The following is a 17396-nucleotide window of genomic DNA, read 5'->3' as shown; positions in this document are numbered from 1 at the left end:
TTCTTGTAGGGAAGCGGTCTAGTTATTGATATCTTGTACCTATGAGTCAAAGTAATTCGTTATCTAAAAAAAATAAGCGATAACAAATCGGAAGATACCTTAGTATTTTGTTTTTCTAATAGAAGCTTTCGTATTTTTGTATTCTATGATTGACACAAAATTACTTGGCTATTTAGAATCTTTTCTGACACCGAGGCGCTTACAATTATTTCATACTTTAATAGAAAAACGAACGAATCATTTTACGGTAGCGATCGAAGATGTTTATCAATTACATAATACGAGTGCGGTTATTCGTAGCTGTGATGTTTTTGGCATTCAGAATGTACATGTAATAGAGGAAATAAACGCAAAACGAATCGATAGGGAGATAGCTATGGGTGCTCAGAAATGGGTGGATATAAATAGATACAAATCTACAGAGGATTGTATTCATGAATTGAGAAAAAAAGGATATCAAATTGTAGCTACTACTCCACATGATGACTCTGTTGCCCTCATGAATTTTGATTATAGTAAACCTTCAGCATTTTTTTTCGGACAAGAGCAACAGGGGTTAAGTGATCTCGTGCTATCCGCTGCAGATACTAAATTGCATATTCCTATGGTAGGTTTTACAGAAAGTCTTAATATTTCTGTATCTGCAGCAATTATACTACAACACGTAACTTCTGTATTACGAAATTCTACAATTCTATGGGGATTATCAGAAGAAGAAAAATTACATATAAGAATGAATTGGACAAAAAAGGTGGTAAAAAGTCATGAGAAAATCATTGCCAGATACGAGAAGAATGAACTGAAGTGAGAATAGTAAAAAAAAACGATTAAACAGCGGTTATGGGTGTTTTTACGTTTTTGTCGTAATTATTGATGGTTTTAATTATTAGCTATCTTTATTAAGATAGTTCTTTAAATACCATCATAATTAATTATCAACATACCAGATATGTTGAGGAAAATTATTTGCGATTTAAAGTTTTGTACTGTTCATAACACTCACTGATTGCATCAAGAATCTGAAGATCATTAGCAAACTTTATAAAATCAGTAGAATAGTTACAATTTCTAAGGATTTCATCAATATCCAATCGCTCAACCTGCAATAATGCCATAAGTGTAGCTCGATCAAATTTGGTTTCTAAAAGATTTCTGATTTCATCATCTTTTTTCATTTTACGGAGCTTCCTTAACTCATTAGATCGTTTCCCAAACATGTTATAGAGAAAATCTGCAGGATTAAAAATGGCGCCCAGTACTTTGTCTACTGCTCCCGGTTGTCTGCTACCGCCTTCGTAAGCAGTATTAAGCCCAGAGATACTATACCTGTAATTATTATAGATAGGGATATTCTTTGCGTCAATTTCTAGATATCCTGTTAATCGTACATCGGCAACTACAACTTCTTCTAATGCAATCCCAATTTCTGTCATTTTAATTTTTACTTCTCCAAATTTTTTCCAGTCATTAGTTACTCTGACTTTTAATGGTTTAAACCCAATGTAAGTAAAATATAACGTATCATTTACCTTTGCTTTAATTTCAAAATTACCTTCATTATTTGTAACTGTACCTATTACTTGACTCAAGTTTACGATATGAACACTTTCTAACTTTACATCATTAGCAGCATTTATTATTTTTCCTGATACTGTTTCTTCTTCCGTATTTTCATCAACATCTTGTGCATAGGATGCAATACCAATAAAAAGTGTTATGTAAAATAATAATCTATTCATTTAGGCTATGTTTTGCATTTAAATTAATTACATAGGTTAATGCGTTAGTTTCTAATCTTTTTTGATCTAAAAAATAGTATGATCTGACAATATGCACAACAAATTTTTAATTTACATACTTTAGTTCAAAAAAGATTTCAACTATTTGTTATTAGAAAAATAGTGTTTCTCTATTAATAACGATTTATTTATGGAAATGTAACAAAAAATAAAACAATCTAAATCATTTTTGATGTGTTAAGAGAACTTATTTGCGATCGCTACGTTTTCTTCTATCTCTTCTTCCATTACTACTGCTTCCACGATCATCTCTATTGCCTCCACTACCGCCACGACCAGCTTTTCTTTTCGGTTTAAAACCATCACTTCTGCGTTTTCCTTTAAAACCTCCACCATCACGACCGCGTCCTCTGCCTCCTCGGCTACGACCGGAATCCTTGGATATTTCAATATTGACTTTCCTTCCTTCAATTCTAAAGTCTTCAAAAATAGAAAGGATTTTTTCCTGATGTTCACTCTCTGTGTTAAAAAAAGAGAAACTATCTTTCACATCTACACGGCTCACTGCATCTCTACCCAGATTAAGAGTATCTTTAAGAAAGTCCTTAAGAGTCATCCAATCATACCCATCTTTTTCTCCAATATTGATAAAGTATCGTGTGCTACTTCCATTACTACTATAATCACGACCACGATCTGCAGAAACTGCATTGAGATCTTTAGCATTCTTGTAATAGTTATGAAAACGTGAAAACTCAACAGAAAAGAATTTTTTAATTAATTCTTCTTTTGTAAATTCTTCCATCACCTCATTAATGGCAGGTAAGTAACCATCGATTTCGTGATTTATTTCAGCTTTTGCTATATCATTAGCTAAATGAAATAGTTGTACTTGACAAATTTCTTCACCGCTAGGTATTTCTTTTTCTTCAAATTTTTGTTTTATAATTCTTTCTACAGATCTAATTTTTCTTATTTCACTTTTAGAAACAATGACCATAGAAACTCCGTTTTTACCTGCGCGTCCTGTTCTACCACTTCTATGAGTGTACGTTTCTATTTCATCAGGTAATTGGTAGTTGATAACGTGGGTGATATCATTTACATCGATTCCACGAGCAGCTACATCAGTTGCAACAAGCATCTGTATTTGTCGGTTTCTAAAACTTTTCATAACCAAATCTCTTTGGTTTTGACTCAAATCCCCATGTAATGCAGCAGCATTATATCCATCTTCAATAAGGTTTTCTGCTACTTTCTGAGTATCTCTTTTAGTACGACAGAATATCACTGAAAAGATATCTGGATTAGCATCAGATAATCGTTTTAATGCAGCATACCTATCTCTGGAATTTACCACATAATATTCGTGAGAAACATTTTCTGACCCCGTATTTTTATGTCCTACAGTAATTTCTACAGGATCATGCATAAAACGTTTAGCTATCGTAGAAACTTCTCTCGGCATTGTTGCGGAGAATAACCAAGTATTTTTTTCTTGGGGTGTATGCGATAATATTGCATTTATATCTTCATAAAACCCCATATTAAGCATTTCATCAGCTTCATCCAGGATACAATAATCTATATTAGAAATATCAACCATTTTTCTGTTGATCATATCCTGCATACGTCCTGGAGTAGCAACAATAACTTGCGCCCCTCGTTTAATTTCTTTAGCTTGATCGTGGATACTTGCTCCACCATACACAGCTACAGTACGCAATGATGGAATAAATTTAGAGTAATTTTTAATCTCATTAGTAATCTGTAAGCAAAGCTCACGAGTAGGAGAGAGTATCAACCCTTGCGTCACTCTACTATTGCTATCAATTTTTTCTATTAATGGAAAACCAAACGCAGCTGTCTTTCCCGTTCCGGTTTGTGCCAGTGCAACAATATCTGTGTCTTCATTTAGCAATATAGGAATTGCTTTTTCTTGTACCTCACTAGGAGCTTCGAACCCCATTTCATTCACCGCCTTTACGATGGCTTCACCTAAGCCCAACGCTTCAAATTTGTTCATATAAATCAAATAAGCTGCAAAGGTACGGTTTAAAATCTTTCTTTTATAATATCCCGTTAGCTTATTGTAGGGTTTTACTTATTTAATAACATCCTTGTTAAAACAGTGATTAATATTAATTATAACCTTCTTAGGTTGCTTACATTATTGAATTTTGGTAAAACAATAATAGATTCTTATTCTAAAATAAAACTGCTTGATAGGTACTTAGTAAAACATTCAATACATTGTTGATCTTAATTTTTGTTATAAATGTCTTATAGTGCCTAGTACAAGTGCTACTTTGTTAGCTGGATCTTAAGTGTTACTTCTTTGATGCGTCGGGATAGATGATTGTTATTTTAAAATTTCGATTTCAAAAAGTGTATCCCAGTTTTTGCCTGTTACAAAAAGTTGTTTTGTATTTTTTTTATAAGCGATACCATTAAGTACATCCAGATTCTCATGCTGTGTCACTTTTTGTCTTAATCCAGATAAATCGATGACTGCTTCCAGTGCTCCGTTTTTAGGATTAATAATTGCAATGCCATCTTTTTGCCATGTATTAGCGTAGATTTTACCATCAATCCATTCTAATTCGTTAAATTTTGATTTTACTTTTTTATTTGTAGTAATTTCAATATAATCTTTTTCTGCATATGTTTTTTGGTCAAGAATCCAGATTTTTTCGGTACCATCACTTTTATATATATGCACTCCATCATTACATAATCCCCAACCTTCTTTACTTTTATTGTAGGCAAAGCTACCTGTCTTTTCTAGAGTTTTAAGGTCGTAGACAAATCCTTCTTTAGATTGCCAGGTTAATTGTAATATTTTATCATCCAGAATTGTAATTCCTTCACCAAAATGTTCTTTACCAATTTCTTTTTTAATCAGAACTTCTCCCGTAGTATAATCAGTTTTTCTTAATGAAGAGATCCCTCCTTTACCAGATCCGGTACTTTCATAAAGTGTATCACCGATGAATTCCAGTCCTTGGGTAAATGCTTTCTGGTCGTGAGGATGTGTTGCAATTATTTTATATTTATATAGTTTTGGTGATTGATTATTAAGAAAAGTTAGCTTTTTAGACACTTCTGCTTGAGTACCATCATAATAAATAATAGCTTTTAATATTTGGCTTCCTAATTTTTCTGAATCTAGTTTTTCTTCATATGAGAAATCAGTGGATGTGATGGATCTCTTGTCATTTAGAAAGTATGCTACAGAATCAATCGTATGTTTTTTTGGGTTATGAATGGTAGCTTTTACTGTTTCAGTAAGCTTAAATTTGGTTTGATCATTGTTCGTTTTTATCGAAAAGTGATTTTTTTTTGTATCAGAATTGCTTCCGCAAGAATACATAAAGGAACATAAGGTTATGATGATGAATAGGTTGCGTTTTTTCATGATATCGATAAAATTTTAAGCAAGATATTTATTTTAATTGGGTTTAAAAAATCATTGTATTATCTATTAAAGATCGTATATTTGCACCCGGCAAGTCCTACACAACTAGCTCCTGTTGAATCCTCCAGGGCGGGAACGCAGCAAAGGTAGATGGTTGTAGCAGTGTGATGTAGGTAGCTTGCCTTTTTTTGTGTCTTATATTTTCCTCAAAACATTTTCTTTTTTGTCATGCGATTAACGATTACGGGGTATTCTACAGCACTATTTTCTACCTGGTATTTTGTAGAAGAATTAGGTTTGTTACTAGATGCAGGTGAAGGAGTAACTAGCGGGATTCTACAAAAAAGCAGAAAGATTAAACATGTATTAGTGTCACACGCTGACAGGGATCATCTGATGGGGTTGTTTCAATTAAACCAACTCAATGCAAGACCAGGATTTCCAATTATTTATTATCCAAAAGATTGCGGTTCATTTCCTGCAATAGAAAAATTCGCTACTTTATTTGATCCTCATGTAAGCGGTGCAATATGGAACCCAATTACAGAAACCTCTGGTATATCCATAAGAGATGATATGCGGATAGAGCCTATTAGAAATACTCACGTGGAAGCCAAAGCTGGTATTTCTAAGAGTTTGAGCTATAAGGTGGTTCAGGTAAAAAGAAAATTGAAACCTGATTATACACAATTATCTGGTAAAGAGATAAAAGATTTGATAGAAAAAGTAGGTAGAGAAGAAATTACTTTTGAGCAGAAAACTACATTATTAGGGTATTCTGGAGATACACCAGTAGAAGATTACAATCGCTGGAATAATACTAAAATACTCATTCATGAGGCCACCTTTTTAGAAGATGAAAATCAAAGAGAAATTAATCCTCACGGAAATAAGCATAGCACATTAGAAGAAGTAATGATGATGGTTTCTAAAATTAATATAGAAGTTTTGATTCTAGGTCACTTTTCTTCCAGGTATTCACAAGATCAAATAGATGCTAATATTAAAAGACTGTGTGGTAAACATGATATTACTATTCCTGTATATAGAATATTACCAGGAAAAATAGGTAGAGATATTTTAGGAGGTGAACCTATTAATAAATAGTTTCATACTTTCTGACTAAAAGATATATGTTAAAAGTTTAGGATTCGTAGGGTTATTAATAATTGAAATGGAAATTTGAATCAGAGCAAGAAAAAGATTAAGAATCAACAAAAATTCTTTTTAGAGAATTTATTTTATTTTAAGAATTATCAGAAAACATCAAATTCTGTTGAATTACTAAATCCGGGTTTAAAAAAATCGGTGTATATAGATAAATTATAGATAAATTTAACAAGTGAAACCCAAAGATTAAGGTTTTATTTGACACTATTATTAAGTTAGCAAAGTATAAAGTATGCAGAAAATATGTCGGCAATTTTTTAATTAAAATAATGATGTTGACAATTTTAAAGCAATGGTAGGACGGATATAGATGGCGTAAAAGAGAATTGTGAATTGCAATTGAAATAAAAGCAAATTATATAAATTTGACTTACTAATTAATCAAAATGTAGTGCTTATCTTCTGCAATACATTTTTATATAGAATGATATGGATGCAAATCAAAATTCTAAGGTGGTTTTAATCACCGGGGGTTCTTCCGGAATCGGAAAATCTATAGGGTTATTTCTTTCAAAACGAGGTTTTATTGTATATGGTACGAGCAGAAACCCTTCTCGATTTGTAGATTTTAAAGATTTTACATTATTGCAATTAGATGTTGCTGATAAAAGTAGTATTCAATCAGCTGTGGCTTGTATAGAAAAAAAACATGGGAAATTAGATGTTCTCATTAACAATGCTGGTGCTGGTATTACGGGACCTATTGAAGAAATTCCTGAAGAAGAAATCATAGGAAACTTTACTACAAATTATTTTGGTCCTATCAATGTTACTAAAGCAGTACTTCCTTTAATGAGGAGTCAGGGTAATGGGCTGATTATTAATATAACATCTATTGCAGGATACATGGGGTTACCATACCGTGGTATTTATAGCGCGTCTAAGGCTGCATTAGAGTTAACTACAGAAGCTTGGAGGATGGAGTTAAAAGCATTTAATATTGAAATGACAAATGTAGCTCCAGGTGATTTTGCAACGAATATTGCAGCAGGTAGGTATCACGCCCCTATAATCGAAAACTCTCCTTATGAAACTTCTTACGGAAATACACTTGCTTTAATGGATGCCCATGTGGATGCTGGTAAAGATCCAGAAGAGATGGCTAAAGTTATTTATAAAATTATACACAAGAAAAAGCCTAAAGTTCATTACAAGGTGGGAGAATTTATGCAAAAATTTTCAATAGTTTTGAAGCGAGTTTTGCCAGATACTGTCTATGAAAAACTACTAATGAATCACTATAAATTATAGTCCTGATGCATTAATGTATTAGGTCTGGTTTTTGAACTGACAAACAGATAACTTCGTTTTACGCTATCTGTTTTTCAAATAATTACTATATAATTCTAAGTACTATCAGCTTTATGAATTGATAGGTTTTGACTATCTGTTATGAAGCCTGCCACATTGTAAGTATGCCGAGAATTATTCTTGAATAGTAGCTTAGATATTCAAAACTAATTGCGGAGATTGTTACAAGCACAGTTAGTATGATTATTACAGATATAGTTACTATTTTCTTAAATAAACATTATAGCAGAGTTTTTTTACCTTTTTAAAACAATTTCGGCTTTATTAATTTCTAAATTGGAGTTGTATTCAGTAAAGAGAAATCCTTTAAAAGTATAGGTTCCATCTTCTTCAATTTCAATTTCAGAATTTTTGCCTGAAAAGCTTGAGTTTGTTTTGTTAAAAACTGAGGTTGTAACCTCATTAATCGTAATATTCTTATCGGTTGGATCAATTACAAAGGATTCTAGAGATACACCATCTTTTAAAATCTCAATTTTAAATAATAAGGAAGAGTCTCCTTCATAAGAATAGTCCATATCAGACCAAATTGCAATTTCATCGCCTTTTTTAAGGTCTAGAGTTGCTTCTTTGATAATTAAGTTATTTTCTGAGCTTAATTTGTTGATAGAAAGTCTGGCAATTTCTTCTCCTGTCAAGGCGCTGCAAGCTATAATTAAAAGTGGTAAAATGAAAATTGTAATTGATTTCCTCATAATTCAGTGTTTTTATTTTAGTGCTTTTGCACTAGGTTGATTAGTATTTATATAAATATGTGTCCTGTATAAGTAAAACGTTACAAGATAATTTACATATTTATTTAAACCTTTTGGTTCTGAGCTTGTTGTTGTATTATTATATTTCTATTTACTAAAAATCATTAAAGCTTTATCTGGAGTGTAGTGTATAGCATCAGGATAAAAGAATTTTATTTTCTGATTCTTGTAATAATTCGATCTTGTTTTTATTCCACATACTTTTGGGTCGAGGTAATTCATTCTGATTTTATTAGATTTTGTTGATGTGGAGTGATTGCAAATAATTCATATTGCTAATTTAGTAAGTAAGGCGTATTCGCCAAACCTATATTCTTTATATTTGCAATCTCAAAAAAAGAATAATAAATCTAAACACAACCATATGAAATTTTTTATTGATACTGCTAACCTTGATCAGATTAAGGAAGCGCAGGACTTAGGGGTACTGGATGGAGTAACTACTAATCCATCATTAATGGCTAAAGAAGGTATCACGGGAAAAGATAATATTATCGAGCATTACAAAAAAATATGCGATATTGTAACAGGTGATGTAAGTGCAGAAGTAATTGCTACGGATTTTGAAGGAATGGTAAAAGAGGGTGAAGAGTTGGCAAAACTTCATGACCAAATTATTGTAAAAGTACCAATGATTAAAGAGGGTGTGAAAGCAATAAAGTATTTTAGCGATCAAGGGATTAAAACGAATTGTACGTTGGTTTTCTCAGTAGGGCAAGCTTTGTTAGCGGCAAAAGCCGGAGCTACGTATGTATCTCCATTTATTGGTAGGTTAGATGATATATCAACAAATGGGCTTAATCTAATTGCAGAAATCAGATTGGTTTATGATAACTATGGTTTTGAAACAGAAATTCTAGCAGCATCTGTACGGCACACAATGCACGTGATTGATTGTGCAAAAATTGGAGCTGATGTTATGACCGGGCCTCTTTCTTCAATTGAGGGCTTATTAAAGCACCCATTGACAGATATAGGATTAGCAAAGTTTTTGGCTGATTATAAAAAAGGTAATTAAAAGTGTAATCGGGGAGAGTATAAGAATCTAGCTAAAGGTTAGGCATTTTTGTACTCTTCTTAATTGATTCTTTTTTATACTTTACTGTTGTAACTTTTAACTTTAGCTTAGTTTTTCTTCTCAATCATCTGATTGTAAATTCTAAGTTGTCTTTCAAAAGCCGGAGAGAAAAGATCAGCGTTTGGTGTTATTATTTCGCCATCTTTATTTATCAATATAACTTTATTTCTGTATTGTAATACTAATTCTTCTGATGAGCATTTAGGAAATTTAAATTCATATTCCCGATTAAGGTTATACTTATTTCTTTTGATGGTCTTTATCCAGTTTTCGGATTGATTATCATCTGTGTTGATTGCAATAAATTCAATTTCTGGATACCGTTTACTTAAATAAGAGGCTTTTTTATGCGCTTTTACATAATGATCTTTTCTCTCTGTAGACCAAAAATATAACGCTGTAAAAGGTTTTTCAAAAAGAGTAGATAAGTATAGGTTTTCTCCATCAGAAGCTATAAGTTCCTGATCCGGGATTATATTTTTGGGTTTTAATCTGGATGTTGCTTTTGCTAGTTTGATCAATTCCTGCTGAAATTTTTCATGAGAGCTTATTGATAAATAATGATCTAGTATTTTTTGAGATAAATAATCGTTTCTATGATCTAATATAAAATTTGTAGTAACACCTCTTAGTAAATTATTTTTGATGTATGAATGATGTATGGTGCTGTCTATAAGGTTAAGTTTAAAAATTGTATTACCTATAAGATCTTTAGTGTTTAAACCTTTCTTACTGTAATTGGTGAATGATGTATTGATAAAATAATGATTAAGAAATCTATTATAAGAGTACAATCTTTTTAAGTCATCATCATTAAAATTAATACTATTTCTGTAGTTAAAAAAAGATGTAGGTAGCTCTTTGTTTAACTCCTTTTTGTACATTCTAAAATTCTGGTATCTGTATGCGTACATTTCTCGTCGAGCATAAAAATCATAACTAATACTGGCAAGACATATCTTTTTTGTTAAATCGCTTAACTTGTATTTCTTAGTTAGGTTATTGAAATCAAATAATTTTTTATCGAATAAAGAATCTTGTGATCTCACAAAATGATCAGGAGATATATTAAATCCTCCTTTTTCTAAAAGATCTCGTTCTTTTTCATTTTGTAAAAAAACATCAATGAGAAAATTATTTTTCCTGGCACTTTCTCCTGTAAAAACTAACGATTCATCAAACTCTAAAGTATTGAGTCTAATTAATGTGCTATCACCCTTCTCTAAAAGTATCAACTGTGTCTCCGGACTATGCCTGAAGGAATAAAGTCCATTTTTAAAACCCTTGACTTTGTATAAGAATTTATTGTCTTTATTTAAATAAATAGTATCACCATAACTATCTCCTTTAGATAGCACTACATAATTGGTGTTTGGGTTTACAATTTCACCTCCAAAATATGTGTCTTCTCTATTTTTATTTTTTTTAGTAACATCACAAGAGTTAAAGAGTGTAATAAGTATACAAAAAAAAAGAAATTTTATTCTAAAGTAATACATTATGGGAAACTGTTATTTAACGTACAGCGATTCAAAAATAAAAGGATTGTACTATAAGGATTGTTAAGGGCATGTTAATTATGATGGGTTTTGTCAATTGGAAGAAATTATAGGCTTTTATGCTTACAACATATTAATTCAACAGATGCCTATAAATTTTAAAAGTTAATCAATAATTGGGGTCTTAAAATTGTATTATAATGTTTCTTGTTCTGAATCGATTTTTCTACTTTTGCCGAAATTTTCAATTACTACAATTTTTAAGTTATGCTATCAGTTTCTAATCTTTCTGTTCAATTTGGTAAACGCGTTCTATTTGATGACGTTAATACGAGTTTTGTACAAGGTAATTGTTATGGTATTATCGGAGCCAATGGTGCTGGTAAATCAACATTCCTGAAAATTCTTGCAGGAAACTTAGAGCCTACTTCCGGACATGTTCATTTAGAGGCTGGTAAGAGAATGTCTGTATTAGAACAGGATCACTATGCATATGACGAATATACAGTGCTAGAGACAGTAGTGATGGGGAATAAAATTTTGTATGGGATTAAAAAAGAAATTGATGCATTATATGCTGATTATACGGATGAAAATGCTGAAAAGATAGGGGAGCTTCAAGTACAATTTGAAGAAATGAATGGGTGGAATGCAGATAGCGAAGCCGCAACTATGCTTTCTAACTTAGGAATAAAAGAAGATCTTCATTATACTAAAATGGCTGATTTAGATACGAAACAACGAGTACGTGTCCTGATCGCTCAGTGTTTGTTTGGTAAACCAGATGTGCTTATTATGGATGAGCCTACCAACGATTTGGATTATGAAACAATCTCATGGCTAGAAAATTTCCTTGCAAATTTTGATAATACTGTAATCGTAGTATCTCATGACCGACACTTTTTAGATTCTGTATGTACTCATATTTCTGATATAGATTTTTCTAAAATTAATCATTATAGCGGTAATTATACTTTTTGGTATGAGTCTTCTCAGTTAGCTGCAAAACAACGTGCACAGCAGAATAAAAAATCAGAAGAAAAGAAGAAAGAATTACAGGAGTTTATTGCTCGTTTTAGCGCTAATGTAGCAAAATCAAAACAAGCAACTTCTCGTAAGAAAATGATAGAAAAGCTTAATATAGAAGATATTAAACCGTCTAGTCGTAGATATCCTGCTATTATTTTTGAAAGGGATAGAGAAGCGGGAGATCAAATTCTTAATGTAGAAGGACTAGCAGCAAGTCAGGAAGAAGAAGGGGATTTATTGTTTAGAAATGTGGATATTAATTTAGCTAAAGGAGATAAGGTAGTTGTATTTTCAAAAGATTCCAGAGCGACTACGGCTTTTTATCAAATCCTTAATGAGAAGAAAAAGGCAGATGCAGGTACATTTGCTTGGGGGATTACTACTACACAATCTTATTTACCTGCTGATAATAGTGAGTATTTTCAGAACGAGCTAAGCCTGGTTGATTGGTTACGCCAATGGGCCAAAACGGAAGAAGAACGCGAGGAAGTTTATATCAGAGGATTTCTGGGTAAAATGATTTTTAGTGGTGAGGAAGCATTAAAAAAATCCAATGTATTGTCCGGAGGAGAAAAAGTAAGATGTATGTTATCCAGAATGATGATGACCAGAGCAAATGTGTTGATGTTAGATGAACCCACTAATCACCTTGATTTGGAATCGATAACTGCATTTAATAATTCACTAAAGAATTTTAAAGGAACCATATTATTTACCACACACGATCATGAATTCGCACAAACGGTTGCTAACCGAGTGATTGAATTAACTCCTAATGGAGTGATAGATCGCTATACTACTTTTGATGAGTATATGAGCGATGCTAAGATTAAAGAACTTCGTGATAAGATGTATACAGTCAAAACTTCATAGGATTAAGTTGGAAAGTATTTAAATGATTGTTCTGATGTTATTCTATTTTTAAATCTCACAAAAAATATGTGATTTAAGATTATTATTTATACTTCGCTATAAAATGAAATCACTTTTATTTGAGTTTTATTTCTTTTGTATAGTAACAAAAAGGGATAAAACTCATTTTTTGCGTTAAATATCTAATTTAGGCAGTGTTTTTATTGGTTGACCACCTATAATTTACGGTTTTACGATTAAATTATTTTTTTAACACAATTTTGGTTAAAAACTTTATGATTTAAAATAAGCACCACTTTTATTCGCAAAAAAATAAAGTATTTTATGAATTTTTAACTTTATTTTTAACGCTTTTGTGAAAGCTAAATTGCTGATACTCTATTTTTTGATAGTCATTTTTATATATTTGATGGCGTTTGAATTGTATTAAATTGCTACATTTACGACCTGATTTTTTAAATCAATCATTACCCCAAAACACCTACCTACTATAACAGTCACCAGTTTGTATACATACTACTAAGTATTTACCAAACTAAAATAATTTTTAATACAATGTTACAGATAAAAAGTACTGTATTTTTTGTTTTTATATGTTTAATATCTTTATCCATTCAGTGTAAATCTGTAGATAAGAGTACTATAGATGCAGAAACAGTAAGTACAGCAAAAGAAGAAATGTATCCAATACAACCCATGGTAGATAAAAGTTCTATTACAAGAAAGATGAACGCTGATAAATCAATGGAACTTGTTCTTAAAAGATTTATAAAGGTTGGCGACCCTGCTTCTCATTTTGAGTACACAGTGTACGATACTGCTACTAAAGAAATAATTAAAAAAGATTCTTTTAGGGGAGAAGGTGTAGAATGGAACGATCAATCTTCGTTAAAACTTATTCCATATGTGGGTATGGAGCAAAAGCCGACATCAGAAAACCCAGAAGAAATTTCACAAACAAAAATCCAAACGCAAACTCAAATAATTAAATTAAAAGGCTAATTCATGAAACACAATTTTTATTTTAAACAATTACTATTCATTGCATTGGTGGTATTTTACTCCTCCTGTGATAATAGTGTAAAACAAGAAGCGACTTCTATTAAAAACATTGAAGTTGTAAAAAAGAAAAAAACTAAGAAAGATCACAACAAAAAAAAGGGAATAGAGATTATGGCCGAGTATACGGCTAATTTGATGAAACCTATTGGTGCTGAAAAGTCAACTTACGAAGATGGTTTCTTGATGGCAGAGTATCAAAAAGCGATCAAAAACCCTGCGAGCTCTCAAAAACGAAGTAGTAGTGTTCTTGAGTTTACAGAAAGAGGACCAGTCAATGTGCCAGGAAGGATTCGTGGTATCGCTGTAGCGCCAGATGATAAAGATACCTGGTATGTGGGTACTGTAGGTGGTGGAATATGGGTGACCAGAGATGCTGGTGTTACTTGGGAAAATCTTACAGATTTTAGGGTTCCTAGTTTATCTACATCTACTGTGGTTGTAAGTGCCAATAATCCTCTTACTTTATACGTAGGTACAGGAGAGCCATTTGGGAATCTTGATGCTATAGGAGGAATTGGAGTTCTTAAAAGTACGAATGCAGGAAGTAGCTGGGAATACCTTAATAATACCAAAGATTTTGGAGGTATTGGTAGGCTAGCCATAAATCCAGCTGATGAGAATAATTTGATAGTAGCTAGTGAGAATGGTATATATGTAACTACAGATGGAGGTCTTACATGGCAAAATACATATACAGGAGGTAATGTACAAGATTTAAAACAAGATCCAACTAATTTTTCTATATTATACGGAGGAGTTGATAGTATCGGTATCATAAAAAGTACAGATGGAGGTCTAACCTGGAACTTAGTTTTTAATAAAGATGATTATAATGCTGATCATCAGCGTTTTGAGATAGATGTGTCTCCAGCAAATTCGAATAGAATTTTTGCAGGTGTATATACTGCTGGTGGAGCAGCAACTACAGAAGTGAATACAGATTTATACGTTTCTAATGATGCAGGAGCTACATTTACCTTAGTAGGATATAATGGAGAACCTGGAACAGGAAACTTAATAACGGGTCAGGGATGGTATGATAATGTAATGATGGCACATCCTTATGACGAAAATATTTGTTATGTAGGAGGTGTTGTAATGCATAAAGTCGTTATCTCAGGTGAAGAAGCCGCATTAGAATATAACTTTACTCCAATTGCTGCGGGATATAATGGTGAATTAAATGATTATGTGCACGTGGATCAACATGGATTAGCTTTTATACCAGAAACTTCGCAGACAAGTGATAATACTTTTAAATTAATCTTGGCAAATGACGGAGGTATCTACGCTACCGATTATCTAACGGACCCAGGAACTACACTAAACGATTGGTCAGAGGCTGCTTCAGGTCTTAATTGTACTCAATTTTATGGAGCAGATAAACGTAATGGTGTTGATGATTATACAGCGGGTGCACAGGATAATGGAACTTGGATTTCTTTAACCGGTGATAATGCCACAGAAGAAACAGCATACACCTATATTATAGGTGGAGACGGTTTTGAAGTATTATGGAACTATGATGATCCAAATAAATTTATCGGAGGATCTCAATATAATGGTTTTGTTGGTTATGAAAATGGTGCTGGTTATAATGCACGCCATGGTGAGTCAGGATCAGGAACCTCTCCCTTTTATTCTAAAATAGCAAATGCTAATAACAATCCGGATGTTGTTTTTAGTCCTTCAGTTAGTGGAGTATGGAGATCCATTGATTTTGGTAGAACCTGGGAATTAACATCAATTCCTGATAATTTTTCTGTAGGTACATCCAGTGCATTAGATGTTTCTGTATCGACTGCAAATCCTGATATTGTTTGGGCAGGAAATGCTATGACAGAGTCTGGTTCTTTTGTTATGCAGGTTTCTCAAGATAACGGTCAATCTTATGCTCCTACTGCTGTCTTTACTGATGAGTCAAATCCTGGAAGTCATAATTACTTTATTTCAGGTGTAGAAACTTCTTTAATTGATGAAAATAGAGCATATGTTTTATTTTCCGGACAGGGAGCTGCTAAAGTTCTTAAAACTGAAGATCTTGGGCAAACCTGGGTTGATATATCAGGTTTTTCTACAGGAGAAGATAGAGGATTTCCAGATGTGTCTATTCACAGTTTGATCGAGATGCCCTATGATGAAAATATACTTTGGGTAGGTACTGATATTGGAGTTTTTCAAACTCTTGATGGAGGTCTTAACTGGGCATTATTAGCTGGTATGCCAGCGGTATCAGTATGGCAAATGAAAATTGTTAATGATGAAGTCGTCATGGCAACACATGGTAGAGGAGTTTGGACCGCTACTATAGAAGAATTATCAGGATATGAACCACCAGCTTATTTTGCTCCACCAACAATCGTGAGCGCCTTCCAGGAAGCAATAGATAATCAAAATGCAGTAATCACATATGTCCAGGATAGCGATGATAATATAGAGACTATTAATGTGTTTCTAGACGAAACTGAAGTTGATCAAATTACAGATAATGTGGCAACCGCTACTGAGTTTTCTTATGTGTTTGAGAATTTACCAGAAGGTGAACACGTAGTTGGTTTCCAACTAATAACTACTGATGGTCAAGAATCTATTGTAACATCAGCTACTATTGATATTATAGATTTTAATGAACCTGAAGCTACCCTTTCTATAGATGTTTTTGAACCAGCAGATGTGTATACATTTGGTGATGAGTTTCTTATTGATGATATTGGTGCAACAGTAGGGCAAGCTGTTTTGAATAATGCTGATCACCCATATCTAGATAATACGGAGTACAGAACAGTACTAAAGCAGCCTATTACTATAACATCTTCTTCTAGAGTCTTTACGTATGAGGATGTAGCAATTACAGAATTCGATGCTACACCTGGTTCGTTTTATGATTTTGTTGCAGTAGAAGCATCTACAGACTTGGCGAACTGGACTCGTCTAGATACCTATGATGCAGAGCGTTTTACGGAATGGACTGATCTATTTAATTCTGATCCTGCACCATCAATCAATGATGATTTGTTTAAAGAACAAACTATTGATTTATTAGAGTTTTTTAATGAAGGGGATGTAGTAGCGGTTCGTTTTAGACTAGTTTCTGATCCAGTTTTTAATTCTTTTGGGTGGGCACTTCGTTCTGTTAATCTAGAATCACCTACATTATCTATAGAAGATAATGAATTGGAGGTAGCTGGAATCTCGATTTATCCAACGATATCTGATGGTACAATTAATATAAGTTCTGGTGCAGCGATCAATAATGCTTCTATCAGTGTATATGCACTTAATGGAGCACAAGTTTTTGAAACTAAAATGGATGTTGCCAGCAATTCTCAACAAAGCATTAATTTAGGTTCACTTAGAAAAGGAATGTATCTTGTAAATCTAGAGTTTGATGCGCAAACAGAAACGCAGAAAATCATAATTAAATAATCTAATGATCTGGTAGTTTTTTAGAATTACTATGTA

Annotated in this window: 12 protein-coding genes and 1 other RNA gene; 8 read left to right on the top strand and 5 right to left on the bottom strand. The window is 32.6% G+C overall.

The window, feature by feature from the left end:
* The first annotated feature begins 145 nt into the window (after positions 1-145).
* Positions 146-808, top strand: a complete 663-nt coding sequence (locus ABD816_RS19390) for a TrmH family RNA methyltransferase (protein ID WP_344930228.1) — start codon at positions 146-148, stop codon at positions 806-808.
* Positions 809-962: 154 nt separating this feature from the next.
* On the opposite strand, the gene ABD816_RS19385 is transcribed toward ABD816_RS19390, so the two are convergent.
* The 3 genes from ABD816_RS19385 to ABD816_RS19375 all read right to left on the bottom strand — a co-directional run bounded on the left by ABD816_RS19385 (position 963) and on the right by ABD816_RS19375 (position 5157).
* Complete coding sequence (locus ABD816_RS19385; protein WP_344930226.1) at positions 963-1739, bottom strand: carboxypeptidase-like regulatory domain-containing protein; 777 nt, start codon at positions 1737-1739, stop codon at positions 963-965.
* A 247-nt stretch (positions 1740-1986) separates the two neighbouring features.
* Complete coding sequence (locus tag ABD816_RS19380) at positions 1987-3765, bottom strand: DEAD/DEAH box helicase (RefSeq protein WP_344930224.1); 1779 nt, start codon at positions 3763-3765, stop codon at positions 1987-1989.
* Between the two features lie 336 nt (positions 3766-4101).
* A complete protein-coding gene (locus tag ABD816_RS19375) occupies positions 4102-5157 on the bottom strand; it encodes a glutaminyl-peptide cyclotransferase (protein WP_344930222.1) in 1056 nt (351 codons plus the stop codon).
* A gap of 88 nt (positions 5158-5245) precedes the next feature.
* On the opposite strand from ABD816_RS19375, the gene ffs reads away from it, so the two are divergent.
* The 3 genes from ffs (at position 5246) to ABD816_RS19360 (ending at position 7578) form a co-directional block, all read left to right on the top strand.
* Positions 5246-5344, top strand: an RNA gene (gene ffs, locus ABD816_RS19370) — signal recognition particle sRNA small type.
* Positions 5345-5385: 41 nt separating this feature from the next.
* Positions 5386-6264 (top strand): MBL fold metallo-hydrolase, encoded by an 879-nt coding sequence (locus ABD816_RS19365; protein WP_344930221.1) that lies wholly within the window; start codon positions 5386-5388, stop codon positions 6262-6264.
* Between the two features lie 492 nt (positions 6265-6756).
* Positions 6757-7578 carry an SDR family oxidoreductase gene (locus ABD816_RS19360; RefSeq protein ID WP_344930220.1) on the top strand — a complete coding sequence of 274 codons (822 nt, stop codon included), beginning with the start codon at positions 6757-6759 and terminating at the stop codon, positions 7576-7578.
* 296 nt (positions 7579-7874) lie between these two features.
* Here the strand turns inward: ABD816_RS19360 and ABD816_RS19355 are convergent, their stop codons facing one another.
* Positions 7875-8333: a hypothetical protein gene (locus ABD816_RS19355; RefSeq protein ID WP_344930217.1), complete on the bottom strand. Its 459-nt coding sequence runs from the start codon at positions 8331-8333 to the stop codon at positions 7875-7877.
* Between the two features lie 424 nt (positions 8334-8757).
* On the opposite strand from ABD816_RS19355, the gene fsa reads away from it, so the two are divergent.
* Positions 8758-9411 carry a fructose-6-phosphate aldolase gene (gene fsa / locus ABD816_RS19350; protein ID WP_344930215.1) on the top strand — a complete coding sequence of 218 codons (654 nt, stop codon included), beginning with the start codon at positions 8758-8760 and terminating at the stop codon, positions 9409-9411.
* A 107-nt stretch (positions 9412-9518) separates the two neighbouring features.
* Here the strand turns inward: fsa and ABD816_RS19345 are convergent, their stop codons facing one another.
* Positions 9519-10970, bottom strand: coding sequence for a TlpA family protein disulfide reductase (locus ABD816_RS19345; protein WP_344930213.1), 1452 nt, complete (start codon positions 10968-10970; stop codon positions 9519-9521).
* 267 nt (positions 10971-11237) lie between these two features.
* On the opposite strand from ABD816_RS19345, the gene ABD816_RS19340 reads away from it, so the two are divergent.
* From ABD816_RS19340 to ABD816_RS19330, 3 genes are all read left to right on the top strand, one after another.
* Positions 11238-12872 (top strand): ABC-F family ATP-binding cassette domain-containing protein, encoded by a 1635-nt coding sequence (locus ABD816_RS19340; RefSeq protein WP_344930212.1) that lies wholly within the window; start codon positions 11238-11240, stop codon positions 12870-12872.
* A 555-nt stretch (positions 12873-13427) separates the two neighbouring features.
* The gene (locus tag ABD816_RS19335; protein ID WP_344930210.1) at positions 13428-13874 is read left to right on the top strand and encodes a hypothetical protein; all 447 of its coding nucleotides are present in this window, start codon (positions 13428-13430) and stop codon (positions 13872-13874) included.
* A 3-nt stretch (positions 13875-13877) separates the two neighbouring features.
* Positions 13878-17360, top strand: a complete 3483-nt coding sequence (locus tag ABD816_RS19330; RefSeq protein WP_344930209.1) for a T9SS type A sorting domain-containing protein — start codon at positions 13878-13880, stop codon at positions 17358-17360.
* Positions 17361-17396: the final 36 nt, after the last annotated feature.

The organism is Aquimarina addita, from assembly GCF_039539305.1.
In the GTDB taxonomy this organism is placed as follows: domain Bacteria; phylum Bacteroidota; class Bacteroidia; order Flavobacteriales; family Flavobacteriaceae; genus Aquimarina; species Aquimarina addita.
This window is presented reverse-complemented; position numbering and strand designations above follow the sequence as displayed.